The 23,205-nt window shown below is 62.0% G+C and carries 19 protein-coding genes and 1 other RNA gene; 12 read left to right on the top strand and 8 right to left on the bottom strand.

The window, feature by feature from the left end; all coding sequences use genetic code 11:
• Positions 1-48 precede the first annotated feature (48 nt).
• Both ftsH and glmM read left to right on the top strand, forming a co-directional pair.
• Positions 49-1,980: an ATP-dependent zinc metalloprotease FtsH gene (ftsH, locus tag DMY87_RS12510; RefSeq protein WP_110791742.1), complete on the top strand. Its 1,932-nt coding sequence runs from the start codon at positions 49-51 to the stop codon at positions 1,978-1,980.
• A 236-nt stretch (positions 1,981-2,216) separates the two neighbouring features.
• Complete coding sequence (gene glmM / locus DMY87_RS12505) at positions 2,217-3,572, top strand: phosphoglucosamine mutase (protein ID WP_110791741.1); 1,356 nt, start codon at positions 2,217-2,219, stop codon at positions 3,570-3,572.
• A gap of 109 nt (positions 3,573-3,681) precedes the next feature.
• Here the strand turns inward: glmM and DMY87_RS12500 are convergent, their stop codons facing one another.
• A complete protein-coding gene (locus DMY87_RS12500) occupies positions 3,682-4,428 on the bottom strand; it encodes a YebC/PmpR family DNA-binding transcriptional regulator (RefSeq protein ID WP_110791739.1) in 747 nt (248 codons plus the stop codon).
• 172 nt (positions 4,429-4,600) lie between these two features.
• Here DMY87_RS12500 and DMY87_RS12495 point away from each other — a divergent pair, with 172 nt between their 5' ends.
• Positions 4,601-5,104 carry a pyridoxamine 5'-phosphate oxidase family protein gene (locus tag DMY87_RS12495; protein WP_110791738.1) on the top strand — a complete coding sequence of 168 codons (504 nt, stop codon included), beginning with the start codon at positions 4,601-4,603 and terminating at the stop codon, positions 5,102-5,104.
• A gap of 6 nt (positions 5,105-5,110) precedes the next feature.
• On the opposite strand, the gene DMY87_RS12490 is transcribed toward DMY87_RS12495, so the two are convergent.
• The 4 genes from DMY87_RS12490 to DMY87_RS12475 all read right to left on the bottom strand — a co-directional run bounded on the left by DMY87_RS12490 (position 5,111) and on the right by DMY87_RS12475 (position 8,345).
• A complete protein-coding gene (locus DMY87_RS12490; protein WP_245408915.1) occupies positions 5,111-5,920 on the bottom strand; it encodes an MBL fold metallo-hydrolase in 810 nt (269 codons plus the stop codon).
• Positions 5,921-6,076: 156 nt separating this feature from the next.
• Complete coding sequence (locus DMY87_RS12485) at positions 6,077-6,688, bottom strand: hypothetical protein (protein ID WP_133253017.1); 612 nt, start codon at positions 6,686-6,688, stop codon at positions 6,077-6,079.
• A 242-nt stretch (positions 6,689-6,930) separates the two neighbouring features.
• Positions 6,931-7,755, bottom strand: coding sequence for a TIGR00282 family metallophosphoesterase (locus DMY87_RS12480; RefSeq protein WP_110791733.1), 825 nt, complete (start codon positions 7,753-7,755; stop codon positions 6,931-6,933).
• Between the two features lie 8 nt (positions 7,756-7,763).
• Positions 7,764-8,345 (bottom strand): 5-formyltetrahydrofolate cyclo-ligase, encoded by a 582-nt coding sequence (locus DMY87_RS12475; RefSeq protein WP_110791732.1) that lies wholly within the window; start codon positions 8,343-8,345, stop codon positions 7,764-7,766.
• A gap of 164 nt (positions 8,346-8,509) precedes the next feature.
• Between DMY87_RS12475 and DMY87_RS12470 the strand changes: the two genes are divergently transcribed.
• Entirely contained in the window at positions 8,510-10,528 is a 2,019-nt protein-coding gene (locus DMY87_RS12470; RefSeq protein WP_110791730.1) for a methyl-accepting chemotaxis protein, read from the top strand.
• Between the two features lie 74 nt (positions 10,529-10,602).
• On the opposite strand, the gene ssrS is transcribed toward DMY87_RS12470, so the two are convergent.
• From ssrS to DMY87_RS12455, 3 genes are all read right to left on the bottom strand, one after another.
• Positions 10,603-10,761, bottom strand: a non-coding RNA gene (ssrS, locus tag DMY87_RS12465) — 6S RNA.
• A gap of 62 nt (positions 10,762-10,823) precedes the next feature.
• Positions 10,824-11,207, bottom strand: a complete 384-nt coding sequence (locus DMY87_RS12460) for a cell division protein ZapA (RefSeq protein ID WP_110791728.1) — start codon at positions 11,205-11,207, stop codon at positions 10,824-10,826.
• A gap of 80 nt (positions 11,208-11,287) precedes the next feature.
• Positions 11,288-11,560: a DUF4164 domain-containing protein gene (locus DMY87_RS12455; RefSeq protein WP_110791727.1), complete on the bottom strand. Its 273-nt coding sequence runs from the start codon at positions 11,558-11,560 to the stop codon at positions 11,288-11,290.
• Between the two features lie 341 nt (positions 11,561-11,901).
• On the opposite strand from DMY87_RS12455, the gene tkt reads away from it, so the two are divergent.
• The 8 genes from tkt to DMY87_RS12410 all read left to right on the top strand — a co-directional run bounded on the left by tkt (position 11,902) and on the right by DMY87_RS12410 (position 23,201).
• A complete protein-coding gene (tkt, locus tag DMY87_RS12445) occupies positions 11,902-13,884 on the top strand; it encodes a transketolase (RefSeq protein ID WP_110791724.1) in 1,983 nt (660 codons plus the stop codon).
• A gap of 74 nt (positions 13,885-13,958) precedes the next feature.
• Positions 13,959-14,969, top strand: a complete 1,011-nt coding sequence (gap, locus tag DMY87_RS12440; protein ID WP_110791722.1) for a type I glyceraldehyde-3-phosphate dehydrogenase — start codon at positions 13,959-13,961, stop codon at positions 14,967-14,969.
• A gap of 253 nt (positions 14,970-15,222) precedes the next feature.
• Positions 15,223-16,878 carry a BCCT family transporter gene (locus tag DMY87_RS12435; protein ID WP_110791721.1) on the top strand — a complete coding sequence of 552 codons (1,656 nt, stop codon included), beginning with the start codon at positions 15,223-15,225 and terminating at the stop codon, positions 16,876-16,878.
• 222 nt (positions 16,879-17,100) lie between these two features.
• A complete protein-coding gene (locus tag DMY87_RS12430) occupies positions 17,101-18,930 on the top strand; it encodes a potassium/proton antiporter (RefSeq protein ID WP_110791720.1) in 1,830 nt (609 codons plus the stop codon).
• 84 nt (positions 18,931-19,014) lie between these two features.
• Positions 19,015-20,214 carry a phosphoglycerate kinase gene (locus DMY87_RS12425; protein ID WP_110791719.1) on the top strand — a complete coding sequence of 400 codons (1,200 nt, stop codon included), beginning with the start codon at positions 19,015-19,017 and terminating at the stop codon, positions 20,212-20,214.
• Positions 20,215-20,634: 420 nt separating this feature from the next.
• Positions 20,635-21,549 carry a fructose bisphosphate aldolase gene (locus tag DMY87_RS12420; RefSeq protein ID WP_110791717.1) on the top strand — a complete coding sequence of 305 codons (915 nt, stop codon included), beginning with the start codon at positions 20,635-20,637 and terminating at the stop codon, positions 21,547-21,549.
• Between the two features lie 104 nt (positions 21,550-21,653).
• Entirely contained in the window at positions 21,654-22,577 is a 924-nt protein-coding gene (locus tag DMY87_RS12415) for a PhzF family phenazine biosynthesis protein (protein ID WP_110791715.1), read from the top strand.
• A 177-nt stretch (positions 22,578-22,754) separates the two neighbouring features.
• Positions 22,755-23,201, top strand: a complete 447-nt coding sequence (locus DMY87_RS12410; RefSeq protein ID WP_110791714.1) for a PACE efflux transporter — start codon at positions 22,755-22,757, stop codon at positions 23,199-23,201.
• Positions 23,202-23,205: the final 4 nt, after the last annotated feature.

Here is a 23,205-nt window from a genome sequence, read left to right as displayed (position 1 = left end):
CCAGTAAGACAGCGGGGTCCGTCCCGCGACACCTGTTCGGGGAATTCAATGAACCCAAATTTTCGCAATTTCGCGCTCTGGGCGATCATCGCTCTTCTGCTGATCGCCCTGTTCAGCATGTTCCAGACGTCACCGTCGCAATCGAGCTCGCGCGAGATTCCGTATTCGCAATTCCTGCGTGAGGTTGATTCGGGCCGCGTCCGCGACGTGACCGTGACCGGCAACCGCGTTCTCGGCACCTATTCCGAAAACGGCACCGCCTTCCAGACCTATGCGCCCGTCGTTGACGACAACCTTCTGAGCAAGCTCGAAGCCAAGAACGTCATGATCGTCGCCCGTCCGGAAACCGACGGCTCGTCCGGCTTCCTGAGCTATATCGGCACGCTTCTTCCCATGCTGCTGATCCTCGGCGTCTGGCTCTTCTTCATGCGCCAGATGCAGGGTGGCTCGCGCGGCGCCATGGGCTTCGGCAAGTCCAAGGCCAAGCTTCTGACCGAAGCGCATGGCCGCATCACGTTTGATGATGTCGCCGGCGTCGATGAAGCCAAGCAGGACCTGGAAGAGATCGTCGAGTTCCTGCGCGATCCGCAGAAGTTCCAGCGGCTGGGCGGCAAGATCCCGCGCGGCGTACTGCTCGTCGGCCCTCCGGGCACGGGTAAGACGCTGCTCGCCCGCTCGGTTGCCGGCGAAGCCAACGTGCCCTTCTTCACCATCTCCGGTTCGGACTTCGTTGAAATGTTCGTCGGCGTCGGCGCAAGCCGCGTCCGTGACATGTTCGAGCAGGCGAAGAAGAACGCGCCCTGCATCATCTTCATCGACGAAATCGACGCGGTCGGTCGCCATCGTGGCGCCGGTCTCGGCGGCGGTAACGATGAACGCGAACAGACGCTGAACCAGCTGCTCGTCGAGATGGACGGCTTCGAGGCCAATGAAGGCATCATCCTGATCGCTGCGACCAACCGTCCCGACGTTCTCGACCCCGCACTTCTGCGTCCGGGCCGTTTTGACCGCCAGGTTGTTGTCCCGAACCCCGATATCACCGGTCGCGAGCGCATTCTCAAGGTCCATGCGCGCAACGTGCCGCTCGCCCCGAATGTCGATCTCAAGGTTCTTGCACGTGGCACGCCCGGCTTCTCCGGCGCTGACTTGGCCAACCTCGTCAACGAAGCCGCGCTCATGGCCGCCCGTCGCAACAAGCGCGTCGTCACCATGGCCGAGTTCGAAGACGCCAAGGACAAGATCATGATGGGGGCGGAACGCCGCTCCTCCGCCATGACCGAAGCCGAAAAGAAGCTGACCGCCTATCACGAAGCCGGCCACGCGATCACCGCTTTGCAGGTGCCCGTCGCCGACCCGCTGCACAAGGCAACCATCATTCCGCGCGGCCGTGCGCTCGGCATGGTCATGCAGCTTCCCGAGGGCGACCGCTACTCGATGAGCTATAAGTGGATGGTCTCGCGCCTCGTCATCATGATGGGTGGCCGCGTCGCGGAAGAGCTGACCTTCGGCAAGGAGAACATCACGTCGGGCGCCTCCTCCGACATTGAGCAGGCCACCAAGCTCGCTCGCGCCATGGTCACCCAGTGGGGCTTCTCCGACGTGCTCGGCCAAGTCGCCTATGGTGAGAACCAGCAGGAGGTCTTCCTCGGCCATTCCGTGTCGCAGTCGAAAAACGTCTCGGAATCGACCGCCCAGAAGATCGACACGGAAGTCCGCCGCCTGATCGACGAAGCCTATACCGAAGCGCGCCGTATCCTGACCGACCATCACGATGCCTTCGTGGCAATCGCGGAAGGTCTGCTCGAATACGAGACGCTCTCGGGCGAAGAGATCAAGGCACTGATCCGCGGCGAAAAGCCGTCCCGTGACAGCGGCGATGAAGGTCCGAACACCCGCGGCTCCGCCGTGCCTTCGACCGGCCGCAAGGACGTGAGCAAGGGCGGGGAGACCGAAGGCGGCCTGGAACCACAGCCGCACTGAGGAAATCCGCAGTCGAATACGAAAAAGGCCACCCCACCGGGTGGCCTTTTTCGTGGATGCCGAAGGGTCGGGAGATGGCATGGCCGTATTGGTAACGGGATGTAATCCGCTTTTGCTGTAATTTATGTGTTGTTCTCCACAATTTGTGGCATGAGCAGCCAACACATTCGCGCAAGCGCTCTGTGACACGATCAGAGCTGCAAGCCACCCTCGCTATGGGACACGAAGGAAAACAGATGACACGTCGTTATTTTGGCACCGATGGCATTCGCGGGCTGTCGAACCGCTTCCCGATGACGCCGGATCTCGCCATGCGCGTCGGCATCGCCGCCGGCACCCTTTTCCGCCGCGGCGGCCATCGCCACCGCGTGGTGATCGGCAAGGACACCCGCCTCTCGGGGTACATGCTGGAAAATGCCATGGTCGCGGGCTTCACCGCAGCCGGCCTCGACGCCTTCGTCCTCGGCCCGATCCCGACGCCGGCCGTCGCCATGCTGACACGCTCGCTGCGCTGCGACCTCGGCGTGATGATCTCGGCCTCGCACAATCCCTTTGCCGACAACGGCATCAAGCTCTTCGGCCCGGATGGCTACAAGCTCTCCGACGAGCTGGAAATGCAGATCGAGGAACTGCTGGAAAAGGACATCTACGGCCAGCTCGCCGCGCCGACCGACATCGGTCGTGCCAAGCGCATCGACGGCGTCCATGACCGTTACGTCGAATTTGCCAAGCGCACCCTGCCCCGCGATGTGACGCTCCACGGCCTCAGGGTCGCCATCGACTGCGCCAATGGTGCTGCCTACAAGGTGGCACCGGCAGCCCTTTGGGAACTCGGCGCCGATGTGGTGACGATCGGCAATGAGCCGAATGGCACGAACATCAATCTCGACTGTGGCTCCACCCACCCGGAAGCCTTGCAGAAGAAGGTCCATGAAGTGCGTGCCGATATCGGCATCGCGCTCGATGGCGACGCCGACCGCGTCATCATTGTCGACGAGAACGGCACGGTGATCGATGGCGACCAGCTGATGGCCGTCGTGGCGGAAACCTGGAAACAGGATGGCCTGCTGCGCGGCAACGGCATTGTTGCCACCGTCATGTCCAATCTCGGCCTCGAACGCTTCCTTGGCGACAAGGGTCTGACGCTCGCCCGCACCAAGGTCGGCGACCGCTACGTTGTCGAACACATGCGGAGCCACGATTTCAATGTCGGCGGCGAACAGTCCGGCCATATCGTGCTCTCCGACCACGGCACCACCGGCGATGGCCTCGTGGCCGCCCTGCAGATCCTCGCGGCCGTCAAGCGCACCGGCAAGACGGTGAGCGAGATCTGCCACCGCTTCGATCCCGTGCCGCAGCTGCTGCGCAACGTGCGCTTCTCCGGCGGCAAGCCGCTGGAAGATGCTGTCGTCAAGCAGGCGATTGCCGATGCAGAGGCCGAACTCGCCAAGTCCGGCCGCCTCGTCATCCGCCCCTCCGGCACCGAGCCGCTGATCCGCGTCATGGCCGAAGGCGACGACAAGGAACAGGTCGAGCGCATCGTGAACGGCCTCGTCGACATGATCGCCAGCGTGCGCAGCGCGGCTGCCTGACGCCCACAAATCCTGAGACACGAAATCCACCGCCGCATCCAAGGCGAAATGCAAGAAGCCCGGCCGCTCACGCAGCCGGGCTTCTTGTTTCAACGGATAGGATCGAAAATCAGGCCGACAGCTTGGCCATGACTTCGTCCGACACTTCGAAGTTCGAATAGACGTTCTGCACGTCGTCATCGTCTTCCAGCGTGTCGATCAGCTTCATCAGCGAAGTCGCCTTTTCCTCGTCGACTTCGATCGTGTTCTGCGGCTTCCAGATCGCCTTGACGGATTCGGCACCACCCAGCACCGCTTCCAGCGCCTTGGACACTTCGTTCATGTCCTCGAAGGTGCAGTAGATGGTGTGGCCGTCTTCGTCGGAGACGACATCTTCGGCGCCGGCTTCGATCGCGGCTTCCATGACCTTGTCAGCGTCGCCAACGGAGGCCTTGTAGGTGATTTCGCCGACATGGTCGAAGGAGAAGGACACCGACCCGGTTTCGCCCAGCGCGCCGCCGGCCTTGGAGAAGGTCGAACGGACGGAAGACGCCGTGCGGTTTCGGTTGTCCGTCAGCGTCTCGACGATAACAGCAACGCCACCTGGACCGTAGCCCTCGTAGCGGATCGCGTCATAGGTCTCGGCATCGGCGCCGGACGCCTTCTTGATCGCGCGTTCGATGTTGTCCTTCGGCATCGACTGTGCCTTGGCGTTCTGAACGGCCAGGCGAAGTGCTGCATTCATCGTCGGGTCGGGCAGACCTGTCTTTGCAGCAACGGTGATTTCGCGTGCGAGCTTGGAGAACATCTTCGAACGGATACCGTCCTGTTTCCCCTTGCGGTGCATGATGTTTTTGAACTGTGAATGGCCAGCCATGGCACCCCTGATCAGGTCTGAATGTTTGGAATGGCCGCCTTATACGGGCGATTGGGGTCCGGTTCAAGGGCAGCGACAGACATCGGCAGCCGTGCGCATCGGCCCCTCATGCCGGAACAAGTCCGCACGCCGCTCGTTGCTCTCCTCGCGAACCCACAAGGAGATACGACAGATGGCAAGCTTCAGCGAAGCCCGCGAAAACCCGGTTGAACAGCTCTGGGAAGAGATCGAGGATATCCATGCCGGCATGCTTGGCCTCGCCGGTTCCGAAATGCACATGCGGCCGATGGCCCCCTTCGCCGATCACCGCACCAACACCATCTGGTTCTTCACCAAGACCGATACCGACCTGGTCAAGGCGCTGCGTCCCGGCAGCCGCGGCCAATTCAACGTTGTCGGCAAGAACCACGACTATCATGCCAGCCTCGCGGGCGCGCTGACCGCCGTCAAGGACAGCACCAAGATCGACGAATACTGGAACTCGGTGGTCGCAGCCTGGTATGAGGGCGGGAAATCCGACCCGAGCCTCATCCTTCTGTCGCTCTCGCTTGATGACGGCGAGATCTGGGCTTCGACCGGCAGCACCATCAAGTTCGGCTGGGAAATCGCGAAAGCCAATCTCGACCCGGAAAAGATGCCGGATGTTGGCGTTCACCGTCAGGTGCGTTTCGCCTGATCGGCGTCAATTGCCCGCAAGCACCAGAATCAGCGGCTTCTTCGGCAGCGTCCGCATGGACACTGTGAAGCCGCTGTTTGGCGATCGCTCGATGTCGACGCTGTCGTCGAACATGGCAAGGAAGCTGTCGACGATCGGCCCGCGCCGATGCATCGGCAGCACCACGGCAGAGCGCAACCGCTTGATCGTCCGGCTCATGCTGTCAGCGCCCATCGTCAATCCGCCATCCACCGGCACCATCACGATATCCAGCCGACCGATCTCCGCATAATGCGCATCCGTCAACTCGTGATGCAGATGACCCAAATGCCCGATGCAGAGGCCAGCCACCTCGAAAATGAAGATCGAATTGCCGTTCGGCTCGAACTCCCCGCCCCAGCTGCGAATGTCGGTAGCGACATTGCGCACATAGGCATCGCCAACAATCACATTGTGCAACGCCTTTTCGCCCGGCACATCGCTCCAGCCATGCAGCACATTGGCGATCCCAGGATCAGGCGACAGAGTGTAATGGCTGGAATGCGCCTTGTTCATCGTCACCACGTCGGGCAGGCGCGCGGAGCGGAGCCACCCATTATAGTCGGTGGCAATCTCGACGCCTTCGGGCGTGGTGATCTGAAAGGTGGAATGGCCCAGAAATGTGATCGTCACGTGTTCGGCAAACGCGGCAGGCCTTGCAGGCAATTGGGGCGCGCTAAAACTGGCGAATGTGACTGATGGAAGCGCCTCGGCAACCAGTTGACATTGACTGACGGGCGGCCGGGGACTGCCGGGCGTTTGGGTCTCCTGCGCAAACACGAAGCCTGCCAGGACCATCGAACCCCAAACACCAAAGGCTAGTCTTTGCAGCATCATGCCGCTCCCACGCCGTCGAGTCCTGAGGATCATGCAGCAGGGCAGTGCAGGCATCCACCCGTTACCGCACGCGCTCCACTCACAATCACGTCATCTGGACCAACACAATCACGGACCTTAGGCCACATCGCGCTTTAGGAAATACCAGATGGACAGTGGCATCGACAGCGGCAGCCAAACGACCAATATACTTTCCATCAGCACCACAAAGAGCACCTCCAAGCCGTGCAGTTCTGCATAGCAAGCGGCGGCTACGTAACATTCCTTAGGGCTGCTTCCATCCCATTCTCCAAACGAGAACCATCCCAGATAAGACGCCAAACTGAGGAGCGAGAGAAACAATGAAGATAACAGGAAAACGCCGGGCTGAAGCCTGCGCGCGTGATGGCTTCTTTTCAGATTGTTGCTCATTTCCTTGATCACCAAGGCCCGTTGCTCTGGAGTGAACAAAATGATGCGCAGATAATAGATCACCATTGTAGCGAGCGCAGCCAGCCAGACCGAGGATGCTACACCTTGTATCCGGAACAGCATCGCCTCACTCAGTCTTAGATGCGTCCTGTATTTCGCAATCACCGGAAAAAGAGTTTCGCCAACCTGTGACAGACCGGAAATGGCGGGACCAAGGAGCGGAAGATCCGCTCGGCCATGTGTGGCAGCTGTCGCTAAGCAAATTGCCACGAGCCACAACCCGAAGAAGAGCACCTTAACATTTGAAGAAAAGATCAACGAGGGTTCACTCGGCCCACCTTCTGGAGCTTTCGAGCTTAGCCGACCCACACTAAGGATGAGCAAAGTGACGACGAGCCCGATGAACGTCGTGATAAACCTAACCGAGAATGGAATGTCCGGAACACCCCATAGAGGGATCAAGATAAAGACAGCATAGCAGCCAAACCTCACCTCATCGCCCCCACTTCTTTACCGACAAGGCCAGTGCCCGAACCGCGCCCGAGAACCATCCCAAACCGTCACGCCCAGAACTCCGGAATCGTCTCGGCCAGGCGCGGCCCGATCCTGAGCGGCGCGATCTTCTCGGCCAAGCCCGTCGCATCGGAAATCTCGACGCCGACGCCGCAGATGGTCGCCGGGCCACTCGCCGCCTCGAAGCGACCCTTCGGCATCTTCGAGATGAAGCGGTTGAGCGGCTCTTCCTTCTCCATGCCGAGCGAGGAGTCGTAGTCGCCGCACATGCCGGCATCCGACATATAGGCCGTACCGCCGTTCAGGATCTGATGGTCGGCGGTCGGCACATGGGTATGGGTCCCGACGACGAAGCTGGCGCGCCCGTCGACGAAATGGCCGAAACACTGCTTCTCGCTCGTCGCTTCCGCGTGGAAGTCGAAAACGATGACATCAGCCTGTTCCTTCAGCGGGCAGGCCGCCAGGATCGTCTCCGCCGACTTGAAGGGATCGTCGAGTTCCGGATGCATGAAGACGCGGCCCATGATGTTGGCAACGAGAACACGCGCGCCATTGCGGGCATAGAAAAGCCCCGAGCCCTTGCCGGGCGTGCCGGCCGGATAGTTGGCCGGGCGCAGGAACTGGTCGTGCCGCGTACAGAAGGAGACGGCCTCCTTCTGGTCCCAGACGTGATTGCCCGTCGTCACCACATCGGCACCGGCATTGATCGTCTCGAGATAGATGTCCTCGGTGATGCCGAAGCCGCCGGCGGCATTTTCGCCGTTGACGATGACGAAATCCAGTTTCAGATCGGAGATCAGGCCCGGCAGGCGCTCCCAAACAGCCGTCCGTCCGGTCTTGCCCACCATATCGCCGAGAAACAGAAGTCGCATTCGTCCAATCACTCCATGAATGTTCTGAGGCCACTTTCCGTCAGAACAGCCTCAAGCCGGACGTCATGCGCTTCATCGGGCACTTCTGCCACCTCCTGACAGTCGAATGCAATGCCGATCAGCCGCGGATTGCGCCCTTTTTCCCGCAAACGCGCAATTGCACGGTCATAGTGACCGGCGCCGTAGCCGATACGGTTGCCTTTCGCATCAAAGGCGGAGAGCGGAACGAGCAGAAGATCGGGATCGAGCACGGCCGCCTCCGGCCCCGGACCGCGTGTGCCAAAGCCCGTATCGACCAGTTCGGCACCGGTCACCAGTTCACGAAAGACGATCGTTTCCCTGTCCATGACGACAGGCAGGCAGAGCCGCGCACCGCGTGCCTTCAGCCGCGCCATCAGCGGTCGGATATCGGCCTCGGAGCGGATCGGAAAAAAGCCTGATACCGTCATGCCGGGATCGATCGGAATGGCCTCTCCGGCGAAGTCCGCCATGGCAAGGCTGAACTCCAGACGGGTGGCCTCAGTGATCTGATCGCGCAGCGCCAACCGCTCTTTGCGCAGGGCAGCCTTCAAGGCGCGTTTTTCTGTCATTTTGGCCTCCAAAGCCGCTGCCCCGCCATATCTGGGGAGGGCAACAGGGCATTTTCCTCAATTTTGTCATTCGTCAAGACACTTCGCAAATCCCCTGAAAAACCAAGGATTAACTTGATGCCGTTATAATTTAGCCCAAGCAAACGTTTATAGGATACATTTGCATGAAGGTCTTTTCGCGCTTCGGCATTACGAAAACAATCACCGCCACGACAGTCATGATCCTGGTCGCGTCGCTTGGCGCGGTCTCCTGGGTCATCTCCGGCAGCATCGCCACGCGCATTCAGGAGCAGGCAATCAGCGGCCAGGATGCCAGCTTGCGCACGGCGGCCACGATCATTGAGCGTGACCTGCCCGGCACCAAGATTACCTGGGCGTCCAACGGCAATGTCGACCGGATCGTGATGGAGTCCATTCCGAAGGAATTCACCGACCACACGATGATCGACACGATCGGCCGCATGACCGGCCAGACGGCGACGATTTTCGGCTGGGAACCCGACAGCAAGGATTTCTGGCGCCGCACCACCAACATCATCAAGCCGGATGGCAAGCGCGCCGTCGGCACGGCCCTCGGCCAGGCGGGTGCCGTCTATCCCTTCGCCACCAAAGGCCAGGTCTATCGCGGCGAGGCGGTCATCCTCGACGTGCCCTACTACACCATCTACCAGCCGATCTTCTCCCCGACAGGCGATGTCATCGGCATTCTCTATGCCGGCGTCCGCTCGGCCGACATCAACAGCATCGCCACCGAAATGGCCTATGCCATCGGCGCGACGGCACTGATCGTGCTCGTCATCGCGGCAGCCCTGATCGCGCTCTTCGTCCGCCAGATCGTCGGCGCCCTGCCGCGACTGACCGGCGTGGCAGACCAGCTCGCCAGCGGCCGGCTGGAAACCGAGGTCCCCGACCAGGACCTGAAGAACGAGATCGGTGCTCTTGCCCGTTCCATCAACGTCTTCCGCGAAAGCGCCATTCAGAAGATCGAGATCGAGCGCAAGGCAGCCGATGCCGTTGCCCAGGGCGAGCGCGAACGTCAGGAACGCGAAGCCGCCAAGGCCGAGGACGCCAAGGCCGTCGAACAGGCCGTCGACGTGCTGGCCCAGTGTCTGCACAAGCTCAGCGACGGCGATCTCACGGTGCGCATCGGCCAGGCCTTCACCGGCAATCTCGACAAGCTGCGCCTCGACTTCAACGCCTCGGTCGAAAAGCTGAGCAGCACGCTCGGTGACATCAGAGTCGAGACCTCGGGCATCGAGGCGAGCTCCGCCGAAATGCGCCAGGCGACCGATGATCTGTCGAAGCGCACCGAACAGCAGGCCGCATCGCTGGAAGAAACCTCCGCAGCGCTCGAGGAAATCACCGCAACCGTTCGTGGATCCTCCGCCAAGGCCGACCAGGCAGCCCAGATCGCCGCCGTCGCCCGCAAGAGCACGGAAAGCTCGAGCAAGGTCGTTTCCGACGCGATCGACGCGATGAGCCGGATCGAACAGGCGTCGAGCGAGATCTCCAAGATCATCAACGTCATCGACGAGATCGCCTTCCAGACAAACCTGCTGGCGCTGAACGCCGGCGTCGAGGCGGCTCGCGCTGGTGAAGCCGGCAAGGGATTTGCCGTCGTTGCCCAGGAAGTCCGCGAACTCGCCCAGCGTTCCGCCAACGCCGCCAAGGACATCAAGGCGCTGATCCACAAGTCTGGGGAAGCGGTTGCCGGCGGTGTCTCGCTGGTCCAGCAGACCGGCAATGCGCTTGGCGAGATCTCCGGCCAGGTCGCCTCGATCAACGACCACATCTCGGCCATTGCCTCGGCCGCCCGCGAGCAGTCGACGGCGCTGAACGAGATCAACGGCTCGGTCAATCACATGGACCAGTTCACCCAGAAGAACGCGGCCATGGTGGAAGAGGCAACCGCGGTCACGCACCGCCTCGCTGACAGCGCTCGCGTGCTGGCCGGCTTGATCGGCCAGTTCCAGACGGCGGATGGCCACCGCGTCGTCAAGGCACCCGTCCCCTCCTACCAGCCGCCAGCCCCTGCCCCGCGTCCGGCCACACCGCGCCCAGTCGAAAGCCAGTCCCGCCCGGCGCCCTCGCCGGCCCGCTCCATGGTCGGCAAGCTGACCAAGGCCTTTGGCAGTGCCTCAACCGCAACGGCGGCTTCGCAGGACAATTGGGAAGAGTTCTGATCGAAAGATCAACCTGAAAAGACAAAGCCGTCGCGAGCGATCGCGGCGGCTTTTTGCATCAGGTGTCAGATGAGGTGCGATCCACGGCAACCGGTGGATGTTTACGATCCTGGGTGCCTACAAACGTAGGTGGGCGCCATATGTCCGAGCCCACGGGCCCGGCCAGGGACAGCTCCCTTTGGATCGAGTATGGCCCCAGGGATTGTGGTTCCTGTCGTGAGGCGCAGACCGCAATTCAGATATAAGCGCTTAACGCGTGATCCGCCAGTGGGGCGATCACAAACAATATTGAAGATCAGCTGCCCTGTCCGGCCGGCGCCGGCCGTTGGGTGAGCTTGCGGGTGATCCCGTTCAGCCGCTCGGCAACTTCGGCCAAGGTCTGTGCCACGGCCTCGTCCCGCTGATGGGCACCGGTCAGCACGCTTTCGCGCCCGGCCCGCAGATCGGCCAGTTCCCGTTCGGCAGCAGCCAGTCGGCGGTTCAGATCCGCCATTTCGTCCATCACCATAATGCCGGCCATGACCGTGATCCGGAGATCGCCGATTTCGCCGAACTGACTTTTCAGGTGGCCGACATAGCGGTCGAACTGGCCGGCCAGCGTTGTCAGATGAGGCTCCTGCCCCTCCTCGCACGCCATGCGATAGGCCTTGCCGTCGATCGTGACTGTCACCTGGGCCATCGGCCATCCAACTCTTCGTTACGCGGGCGGGCGACGCCCAACACCAAATCTCAAGTCTGCAGGCGCCGAAACCCGGCCGCCTACCGGTCGAGCACGGCCCGGATCGTTTCCATCGCCGTCACGAGACGCCGGGAGACCTCGCGATTGACCTCTTCAAGGCTGTTCGCCCGAAATTGCGACTCGTCCAGTTCCTGGGCAAGGCGGGCACGATCGGCATGCACGCGGCGAACCTCGCCGTCGATCTCACTGCTTTCCCGTTCCGCCTCAAAACGCATGTCGACGGCATTTTCGAGGCCAACCACGGCCTGACGAAGCGCCGCAAGCGCGGCTTCGACCGAATTTTCCACCGGCATCCCTGACCCCTGCCTCGTTGCCACACCTTCGCTTCTTGCGAATCGTCCTGACAATCCGGGTAATTTGAGCGGCGACACTAAGCCCCGTGCTTGGCGCGCGTCAATAAAGCGCGGCCCCTCGGCAGGGTCCAATTCTGTGGACTATCCCAACTGCGATGCCCCTGCCGGAGCCAATTTTGATGAACGCACAGGAAAGAGGCAAATCCATGGGATCATGCACGATAAAAGGCTTCTGCCCGGCCATTTTGTTGACTTGCGCGATGCACCTGATATGGATCGCTCGCTTCTCATTTGGTCCTGTGAAAGGGCCGTGATTGACACTGCGAACCAGCGGACTAGCCATGATCTCTCCAGAAAAACATAACCGGATGGCGAACGCGATCCGTTTCCTCGCCATGGATGCCGTCGAGAAGGCCAATTCCGGCCATCCCGGTCTTCCCCTGGGCGCGGCTGACGTCGCCACGGTCCTGTTCGGCCGCTATCTGAAGTTCGATCCGAAGAACCCGCTCTGGCCGGATCGCGACCGCTTCGTGCTCTCGGCCGGCCATGGCTCGATGCTTCTCTATGCGCTGCTCTATCTGACCGGCTACGAAGACATGACGATCGAGGACATCAAGTCCTTCCGTCAGCTCGGCGCCAAGACCGCCGGCCACCCGGAATACGGCCATGCCTCCGGCATCGAAACGACCACCGGCCCGCTCGGCCAGGGCATTGCCAATGCCGTCGGCATGGCGATTGCCGAACGCAAGCTGTCTGAAGAATTCGGCTCTGAGCTGCAGAGCCATTACACCTATGCGCTGGTCGGCGACGGCTGCCTCATGGAAGGCATCAGCCAGGAAGCCATTGCGCTGGCCGGCCATCTGAAGCTCAACAAGCTCATCGTCTTCTGGGACGACAACAAGATCACCATCGACGGCGCCGTCTCCTTGTCGGACTCGACCGACCAGATCGCCCGCCTGAAGTCGGCGAACTGGAACACCATCGAGATCGACGGTCACAACCCGGACGAAATCGCAGCCGCCATCGAGGCCGCCCACAAGTCCGACAAGCCGACTTTCATCGCCGCCAAGACCATCATCGGTTTCGGCGCCCCGAACAAGCAGGGCACGCACAAGGTGCACGGCTCGCCGCTCGGCGCCGAAGAAATTGCCGCTGCCCGCAAGTCGCTCAACTGGGAAGCCGAAGCCTTCGTCGTCCCGGCTGACGTGCTGGACGCCTGGCGCCTGGTTGGCCTGCGCGCCACCAAGGTTCGCAAGGAATGGGAAGAACGCCTGAACCAGGCTGACGCCGAGAAGCGCGCCGAGTTCAACCGTCGCTTCGCCGGTGACCTGCCGGGCAGCTTCGACACGACGATCGACGCCTTCAAGCAGAAGATCGCCGCCAACAACCCGACGGTCGCCACCCGCAAGGCTTCGGAAGATGCACTCGAAGTGATCAACGGCCTCCTGCCGGAAACCCTCGGCGGCTCGGCCGACCTGACGCCGTCGAACAACACCAAGACCAGCCAGATGAAGTCGATCACCCCGACCGACTTCTCCGGCCGCTACATGCACTGGGGCATTCGCGAACATGCGACGGCCGCAGCCATGAACGGCATTGCGCTGCATGGCGGCCTGATTCCTTACTCCGGCGGCTTCCTGATCTTCTCGGATTACTGCCGTCCGTCGGTGCGCCTCGCCGCCCTCATGGGCATCCGCGTCGTGCATGTCTGGACGCATGATTCCATCGGCGTTGGCGAAGACGGCCCGACCCACCAACCGGTCGAGCATTTCGCAGCGCTCCGCGCCATCCCGAACCTGCTCCTCTTCCGTCCGGCCGACGAGACCGAAACGGCGGAATGCTGGCAGATTGCGCTCAAGGAAAAGCACCGTCCGTCGGGCCTGGCGCTGACCCGCCAGAACCTGATCCCGGCCCGTACCGAATACGAAGAGAAGAACCTGTCGGCCTACGGCGCCTATGAGCTGATCTCGGCCAGCGACGCCAAGGTTTCGATCTTCGCGTCCGGCTCGGAAGTCGAAATCGCCATCAAGGCGCAGCAGCAGCTGGCCGCCAAGGGTATCTCCACCCGCGTCGTCTCGGTTCCCTGCTTCGAACTCTTCTTCGAGCAGGATGCCGACTACCAGGAAGCCATCATCGGCAACGCGCCGGTGAAGATTGGCGTCGAAGCCGGCATCCGCCAGGGTTGGGACGCGATCATCGGCTCGACCGGTGCCTTCATCGGCATGAAGTCCTTCGGCGCCTCCGGCCCGGCCAAGGACCTCTACAAGCATTTCGGCATCACCGCCGAAGCAGTCGTCGCGGCTGCCGAAGCCAAGCTGGCTTAATGACCATCCCGCCAGGGCGTCCCCGGACGCCCTGACATTGCCCAAGAGCTCACTATACAATCGGGAGTCCACCAATGACTGTGAAAGTTGCCATCAATGGTTTCGGCCGTATCGGACGTAACGTTCTGCGCGCCATCGTCGAATCCGGCCGTACCGACATCGAAGTCGTCGCCATCAACGACCTCGGCCCGGTCGAGACCAATGCCCACCTGCTCCGTTACGATTCGATCCACGGCAAGTTCCCAGCCGATGTGAAGGTCGACGGCGACACGATCATCGTCGGCGGCGGCAAGCCGATCAAGGTCACCGCGATCAAGGATCCGGCGACCCTTCCGCACAAGGAACTTGGCGTCGACATCGCCATGGAATGCACCGGCATCTTCACCTCGAAGGACAAGGCCTCGGCCCACCTGACCGCTGGCGCCAAGCGCGTCATCGTCTCGGCCCCGGCTGACGGCGCTGATCTCACCGTCGTCTTCGGCGTCAACCACGACAAGCTGACCAAGGACCACCTGGTCATCTCGAACGCCTCCTGCACGACGAACTGCCTGGTTCCGGTCGTCAAGGTTCTGAACGACTCGATCGGCATCGATCACGGCTTCATGACCACGATCCACTCCTATACCGGTGACCAGCCGACGCTCGACACCATGCACAAGGATCTCTACCGCGCCCGCGCGGCAGCGCTCTCGATGATCCCGACCTCGACAGGCGCCGCCAAGGCCGTCGGCCTGGTTCTCCCGGAACTGAAGGGCAAGCTGGACGGCACCTCGATCCGCGTGCCGACCCCGAACGTCTCGGTCGTCGACTTCAAGTTCGTCGCCAAGAAGGCCACCACGGTCCAGGAAGTCAACGACGCCATCATCGCCGCTTCCAACGGCGCGCTGAAGGGCATCCTCGGCTACACCGACGAGCCGCTGGTCTCCCGCGACTTCAACCACGACAGCCATTCCTCGATCTTCGCGCTCGACCAGACCAAGGTTCTCGAAGGCAACTTCGTTCGCATCCTGACCTGGTACGACAACGAGTGGGGCTTCTCCAACCGCATGTCGGACACGGCTGTCGCCCTGTCGAAGACCTTCTGAGATCGACGCATCTCTGCGTTTCAGGGGCGGGCTCGCGAGAGCCCGCCCTTTTTCGTTTTGTCGAAGACAGATCCAACGCCCTAAGGATTTAATTCGGCATGGCGATGGAACAATTCAGCCGCATGGCGGTTGGCCTTCCGAATTGTGGCACAAAAGCGACGCCCGACTGTCGCGGCCACCCCTGGCGGCATCCGAGCCGCACTCTGGACCATCCCATCTGGGACCCCGGACAATTCGAAAGGAATCCGAGACATTGACTTATGCGACCACGCCAACTGTCGTTGCGCAAGAGGATGCGATCCCCGCACCGGAAGGGGACACCGAGATCATCGACACCCCTTACGAGATCGGCCAGGACAACATCAGCTACAGGAAACGGCTGGTTTTCGAACTCGACATCCACAATGTCGTTTTCAGCGTGTCCGCGCTCTCCATCGTCGCCTTCACCTTCCTGACGCTGGCCTTCCAGACGACCCTTGAACCGGCCTTCACCGGCCTCCGGGATTTCCTGACCGCCAATCTCGACTGGTTCTTCCTGCTCACCGGCAACATCCTGGTGCTTGTCTGCCTCGGGCTGATCTTCTCGCCCCTCGGCCGCATTCGCCTCGGCGGTCCCGATGCCACGCCCGATTATTCCAATCTCTCCTGGTTCGCGATGCTGTTTGCCGCCGGCATGGGCATCGGCCTGATGTTCTACGGTGTGTCCGAACCGCTCGGCCACTTCACTGCAGCACTCGACGGTCCGGTGTTTGAAAACGGCGTGCGGACAGACTGGGCGCCGCTCGGCGGTGCTGTCGGCGATCCGGAAGCGGCACGCCGCCTCGCCATGGCCGCCACGATCTTCCACTGGGGTCTGCATCCCTGGGCGATCTACGCCATCGTTGCCCTGGCGCTTGCCCTCTTCTCCTTCAACAAGGGCCTGCCACTCACCCTGCGTTCGATCTTCTATCCGATCTTCGGCGAACGCGTCTGGGGCTGGCCGGGCCACATCATCGACATCCTCGCCGTCTTCGCGACGATTTTCGGGCTCTCCACCTCGCTCGGCATCGGCGCCCAGCAGGCAAGCGCCGGTCTTGAATTCCTCTTCGGCATTCCGGCCACGGAGAACATGATGATCCTGCTGGTGCTCGTCATCACCGGTATCGCCATCACCTCGGTCGTTGCCGGCATGGACAAGGGCGTCAAGCTCCTGTCCGAGGTCAATCTCGGGCTCGCAGCGCTTCTCCTGCTCTTCGTCATCGCGGTTGGCCCGACCTGGCAGATCCTCAAGGGCTTTTTCCTCAACCTCGAAGCCTATGCCACCTACCTGCCCGCCCTCGCCAACCCCTTCGGCCGGGACGATACCAACTTCGTCCAGGGCTGGACGGCCTTCTACTGGGCCTGGTGGATCAGTTGGTCGCCCTTCGTCGGCATGTTCATCGCCCGCGTCAGCCGCGGCCGCAGCGTGCGCGAACTCTTGACCGCCGTCCTCCTGATTCCCTCGCTCGTCTCCGTCCTGTGGATGACGGCACTGGGCGGCACGGCCATCAGCCAGGTGGTCAATGACGGCCTGACCAGCGTCAAGGATGCGGGCCTTGAGCTGCAGCTGTTCGAGATGCTGGCGCATCTGCCACTGACAGCGATTACCTCCTTTGTCGGCATCGTCCTGGTCATCGTCTTCTTCGTGACCTCCTCCGACTCCGGCTCGCTCGTCATCGACACGATCTCCGCCGGCGGCAAGGTCAATGCGCCGATGCCGCAGCGTGTCTTCTGGGCAAGCTTCGAGGGCCTTGTCGCCGTCGCACTTCTGCTCGGCGGCGGCCTGGTTGCCCTTCAGGCCATGGCCGTATCGACCGGCCTTCCCTTCGCGATCGTCCTGCTTGGGGCGACCTATGCACTGATCAAGGGATTGTTGGCGGAACCACGCTGACCTAAAAAATGTGGGGCGAAATTAAAAACTTTAAATTTCGCCCCACTCTCATCACGATCTTGTTCCAAGGGTGCAGAGCCGTTCGGCACGCCTGCATCATCATACATAGCCGACCCGTCTTGCGACGGGAGCAATGCTCGCTCGACGGTTTGCGAACCGCAGGCCGCGCAGGGCAGCAGTGAGCGACGGCCGCGCCAGCGGCAATCGGGAAGGGGACAGTGAGTGAGTGAATTCTATGCCGTCACATTGGTCGCGACCGCGCTCGTTCTTCTTGCTGCATTTTCCAGCCTGATCGCTTTCCGCTTCGGCGCCCCGCTATTGCTGCTTTTCCTTGGCATTGGGCTTGCCGCTGGTGTCGATGGTCTCGGCATCGAATTCTCCAACTTCCCCCTCGCTTATGTCATCGGCTCCCTGGCGCTCGCCGTCATCCTCTTCGATTCCGGCTACGGCACCTCGCTGCAATCCTTCCGTCTCTCCGCCGCCCCCGCGCTCACGATGGCGACCCTCGGCGTTCTGCTGACCACCGCCATCTTCGGCATTGCCGCCCATTTCCTGCTTGGCTTGAGCCTCCTCCAGGCCTTCCTGCTCGGCGCCATTGTCGGCTCGACCGATGCAGCTGCCGTCTTCTTTCTGCTGCGCATCGGCGGCATCAACATCCGCGACCGCGTACGCTCCTCGCTCGAAGTCGAGTCCGGCACCAACGACCCCATGGCGATCTTCCTCACCGTCGCCCTTGTCGAGCTGATCGCCAAGGGTGGCGACACGAACGGCTTCGGCCTCGACATTCTCCTCCTCTTCCTGGAGCAGATGGGCATCGGCCTTGCCCTTGGCCTGCTCGGAGGCTTTGTCATCGTGTTCATCCTGCGGCGCATGCAGGTGGAGCGGGGCCTTGCGCCGATCTTCATGCTGGCGCTTGCCCTGATGATCTTTGCCTTCACCGGCATGATCGGCGGCAGCGGCTTCCTCGCCGTCTATGTCGCCGGCATCTATGCCGGCTCGCGCAAGCTCCCCTCCAGCATCACCATCGGCCGTTTCCAGGACGGCATGACCTGGCTTGCCCAGATCATCATGTTCCTGCTCTTGGGCCTGCTTGCGACGCCGTCGCAATTCCTCGGCATCCTGTTGCCGGCGGTCGTGCTGGCACTGTTCCTGATCTTCATCGCCCGGCCGCTGGCGATCTGGCTCTGCCTCCTGCCCTTCGACTTCACCCAGCGCGAGACCGGCTTTATCGCCTGGGTCGGCCTGCGCGGCGCGGTTTCCATCCTGCTCGGCATCCTGCCGATCGTCGGCAATCTCGAAGACGGCCATATCTTCTTCAACACCGCCTTCATCGTCGTGATGGTCTCGCTTGTCATCCAGGGCTGGACGATCAAGCCGGTGGCCAAGCGTCTCGGCCTGATCATCCCGCCGCGCATCGGCGCGATCGACAAGGTCGAACTCGACCTGCCCGGCACGGCCAATCACGAGCTTCTCGCCTACCGCGTGGTGAAGGGAAGCCCGGTGCTGCGCGGCGAGCGCATCCCGCGCTGGGCCATGCCCTCGCTCGTCATCCGCGACGGCAAGTCCATGCGTTACCAATATGCCGGGCGGCTGCGCGAAAACGACCACGTCTATCTGTTCATCGCCCCGAGCTATTCGAAGCTCCTCGACCGGCTCTTCGCGACGGAGGCCGCAGTGGCGGACGATGACAGCGAATTTTTCGGCACCTTCGCGATTGCGCCCAACACGCATGTCAAGAACCTGGACGAGGCCTATGGCCCGCTGTCGATCTCCGAAAGCGAACGCGGCAAGACCGTGGCCGAACTGATGACCCAGCGTGTCGGCGGCCGGGCGGATTATGCCGACCGCGTGCGCCTCGGCACCATCGTGCTCATCGTCCGCGACATCGACGAACACGGCCACATCGCCTCGATCGGCGTCTCGATGGAGCCGGTGGAACCCGCCACCACCTGGCCGATCTTCCTCAATATCCGCGAACTGGCCCATGCGCTCCGCGACTACCTGCGCCAGAAACGCGCGGCTGCGCAGACCGGTTCGCAGAGCGAAAAATGACGGCCCTCGCCTTGCGCCGTCACATAGGCGGTGTAAGGTCCGGCCCGTCAGCCCCATTCAACAGCATTCAAGACGGGTAGATCCATGCCGGCTTTCAAGACCCTCGACGACCTCACCGACATCGCAGGCAAGCGCGTGCTTGTCCGCGTCGACCTCAACGTGCCCGTCACGGACGGCAAGGTGTCCGACACGACCCGCATCGAGCGCGTCGCACCGACGATCAAGGAATTGTCGGACAAGGGCGCCAAGGTCATCCTGCTGGCGCATTTCGGCCGCCCCAAGGGTGAACCGGTTGCCGATCAGTCGCTGTCGCTGATCGCCCCGGCCGTGGAAGAGGTTCTCGACCAGCGCGTCGCCTTTGCATCGGACTGCATCGGAGCGCCCGCCGCCGACGCCATCGCCAAGATGGAGAACGGCGACATCCTGCTTCTGGAAAACACCCGCTTCCACAAGGGGGAAGAGAAGAACGATGCCGGCTTCACCGCCGAACTCGCGAAGAACGGCGACATCTATGTCAACGACGCCTTCTCGGCCGCGCATCGTGCGCATGCCTCGACCGAGGGCCTCGCACACCACCTGCCCGCCTATGCCGGCCGCACCATGCAGGCCGAACTGGAAGCCCTTGAAAAGGGGCTCGGTCAGCCGCAGCGCCCGGTCGTGGCCATCGTCGGCGGCGCCAAGGTCTCGACCAAGATCGACCTCTTGTCCAACCTCGTGACCAAGGTCGACGCGCTGGTCATCGGCGGCGGCATGGCCAACACCTTCATTGCCGCCCAGGGCATCGATGTCGGCAAGTCGCTCTGCGAGCATGACCTCGCCGACACCGCCCGCGCGATCATGGAAACCGCCAAGACCGCCGGCTGCGCGATCGTGCTGCCGGTCGACGGCGTCGTTGCCCGCGAGTTCAAGGCCAATGCCGCCAATGAAACGGTCGACATCAACGCCATTCCTGCCGATGCCATGATGCTCGACGTCGGCCCGAAGTCGGTCGAACTGATCAATGGCTGGATCGAGAAGGCCGCGACGCTGGTCTGGAACGGCCCGCTCGGCGCCTTCGAAATCGCGCCCTTCGACAAGGCGACCGTATCGGCCGCCGAACATGCCGCCGCACAGACCAGGGCCGGCAAGCTGGTTTCCGTCGCCGGCGGCGGCGACACAGTCTCGGCCCTGAACCACGCCGAAGTCGCTGACGACTTCTCCTATGTCTCGACGGCGGGCGGCGCCTTCCTCGAATGGATGGAAGGCAAGGAACTGCCCGGCGTTGCGGTCCTCACCAAGGGCTGATCGCGGCGACCGATCAGCGGCAAACAAGATGAACCGCGTGTCCCAGGGCACGCGGTTTTTTCATGCTCAATGTCTTGGGGCGCCCGGCCCGTCGATGTTAGCATGTCCGGGACGGAACCTCGTGACCTCGGACGGGTTCTTCCGTCGGGCGAAACAGCCAGCCGGACACCGTGGACACAGCAATTTCCATGCCGCTTGAAATGACTTTAAACATTTTTGAATTTTCAAACGATTGAAATGATTTCAATCGTTTCAATAGCTTAGCCGACCATTTTCCCGCCCCGGAAGTTCTGTTATCGCCGAAGGCAGCACGGCCTTCAACGGCCGCAACGCCAGAGAATGACCAGGACGACCGTATCGGTCTGTCACAAGAGCAAAAGTCCGGCGCGACGGCGCCATGTTCAGGGATAGGAGTGAAATATGGTGGACGCGAAAATGTTGAACAAGATCACCTCGGCACCCGGCTTCATCGCGGCGCTGGATCAGAGTGGGGGTTCGACACCCGGCGCATTGCGTCTCTACGGCGTCTCCGAGACCGACTATAACGGCGACGACGAGATGTACCGCCTGATCCACGCCATGCGCGTTCGCATCATGAAGGCACCCGCCTTCTCCGGCGACAAGGTGATCGGCGCCATTCTCTTCGAGCGCACCATGGACGGCGATGTCGACGGCCAGCCCGTTCCCACCTTCCTCTGGGAAAAGCGCGGCGTGGTACCCTTCCTCAAGATCGACAAGGGCTTGCTGGACGAACAGAACGGCGTGCAGCTGATGAAGCCGATGCCCGATCTCGATGCGCTGCTGATCCGTGGCCGCGAAAAGGGCATCTTCGGCACCAAGATGCGCTCGGTGATCGCCCATGCCGACAAGGCCGGCATCGCCGCCGTGGTCAAGCAGCAGTTCGAAGTCGCCCGCCAGATCATCGGCCAGGGTCTCGTGCCGATCGTCGAGCCGGAAGTCTCGATCAAGAGCCCGACCAAGGCGGAAGCCGAAGCGATCCTGCGCGACGAGATCGCAGCCCAGCTCGACAAGCTGCCGTCGGGCGAAAAGGTCATGCTGAAGCTGACCATCCCGACGGTCGATGATTTCTACGCTCCGCTGGTCGCCCACAACGCCGTCATCCGCGTCGTCGCTCTCTCCGGCGGCTACAGCACGATCGACGCCTGCGACAAGCTCAGCCGCAACCACGGCATGATCGCCAGCTTCTCGCGCGCGCTCGCCGAACAGCTGCGGGTATCGATGAGCGATGCGGAGTTCAACGCCAGCATCGCCAAGACCATCGAGCAGATCTATGCGGCAAGCGTGAACAAGGTCGGCGCTATCGCTGCCGAGTGAAGGCTCGGAAACGCAGCGCGTCAAACTTGTCATCAGGACACGAAAGCCCGGCCGAGTGCCGGGCTTTTGTTTTATCCAGGGTGGCACATGTTCCTGGAGCCGCCATGCCGACCGCCTCTCGCACCATTCCCTTCGTCACCGTCGACGTCTTCACGGACAACCGTTTCGCCGGCAATCCGCTCGCCGTCATCACCGATGGGCGGGGCTTGAGTGACACTGACATGCAGCAGATCGCCGCCGAGTTCGGTTATTCGGAGACGACCTTCGTGCGACCGCCAAAGGACGAAGCCAACACGGCGGAAGTCCGCATTTTCACACCCGTGACCGAAGTGCCCTTTGCCGGCCATCCCAATGTCGGCACGGCCCATGTCCTTTCCACAGCGGGCAGCATCTTCGGCAAACCGGTCGGCGATCACATCCGCTTCGAGGAAAAAGCCGGCCTCGTGAAAATTTCCGTGCGCCGAAACGCGGACGGCTCGGTGGCAGGCACCACGATCTGCGCCCCCGGCCCGCTCACAACCGGCGCAACGGTGATGCCGGAGGCAATCGCTCCCTGCCTTGGCCTTCGCCCCGACCAGATCGAGACGGCTCGCCACGCGCCGATCTTCGCCTCCGTCGGCCTCAAATTCATTCTGGTTGAGGTCAAGGATCTGGAGGCACTCGCCATGGCCGCCGCGCGCCTGGAACCGCTGGCCGCCCTGCGCACGGCCCATGCCGCAGAAGACTGCGACTGCGCAACCTTCCTCTACACCTGGGTTGGCACCGATCATGTCCGCGCCCGCATGTTCGCCCCCTTCGACAATGTCGCGGAAGACCCTGCAACCGGCAGCGCCTCGGCTGCACTCGGCGCCTTCCTCACCACGCTGGGAGACAACCAAGCCGAACGGCATCTTCTCGTCGAACAGGGTGTCGAAATGGGCCGCCGAAGCCTGATCCACCTCGACGTGACCACGAGAGACGGCCGTTTCGAACGGGTCGAGATCAGTGGAGCGTCGGTCCTGATCATGCGCGGAGAGCTTTATCTGTAACCCCAGGGCAACCACCCCGGCAAAAGCGCCCAATCCTTGGGCTTTTGCTGAAATTTGCGCCAGTCAATGCTTGCCGCCTCAGCGTTCTCTCCCTATATATCTCGCCGAGGACGACCTCCCCATCATGGGCCTGATTGTACTGCGGGACGACCCGCCGGTTTTCCCGGAGGGAACAACATGCGCACCGCGACAGACCGCATCCGCCACGCTGTCAGTTTCGAACTCATCGGCCTTGCCTTGCTCGTGCCGATCGGCAGCTGGGTGTTTTCAATGCCGGCGTCTGACATCGGCGTCGTCGGCGTGGTGAGTGCCACGCTCGCGACCGGCTGGAACTATGTTTACAATCTCGGCTTCGACCACATGCTCGTGCGGTCGACCGGCACGACGCTGAAGACCTGGCCGATGCGCGTGGTCCATGCCGTCGCCTTCGAGCTCGGACTGCTCGTGATCTTGCTGCCCTTTGTCGCCTGGTATCTCGGCATCGGCCTGCGGGAGGCTTTCGTCATGGATATCGCTTTTGCGATTTTCTACATGGTCTATGCCTTCGTGTTCAACTGGACCTATGACCGCCTTTTCCCCCTGCCGGAATGGCAGACGGAGAAGGCCGGCGCGATCAGCGGATAACACA

Origin of the sequence: Peteryoungia wuzhouensis (assembly GCF_003205195.1) — a bacterium.
Taxonomy (GTDB): Bacteria; Pseudomonadota; Alphaproteobacteria; order Rhizobiales; family Rhizobiaceae; genus Allorhizobium; species Allorhizobium wuzhouense.
The sequence above is the reverse complement of the archived record's forward strand: the minus strand, read 5'-3'. Positions and strand labels throughout refer to the sequence as shown.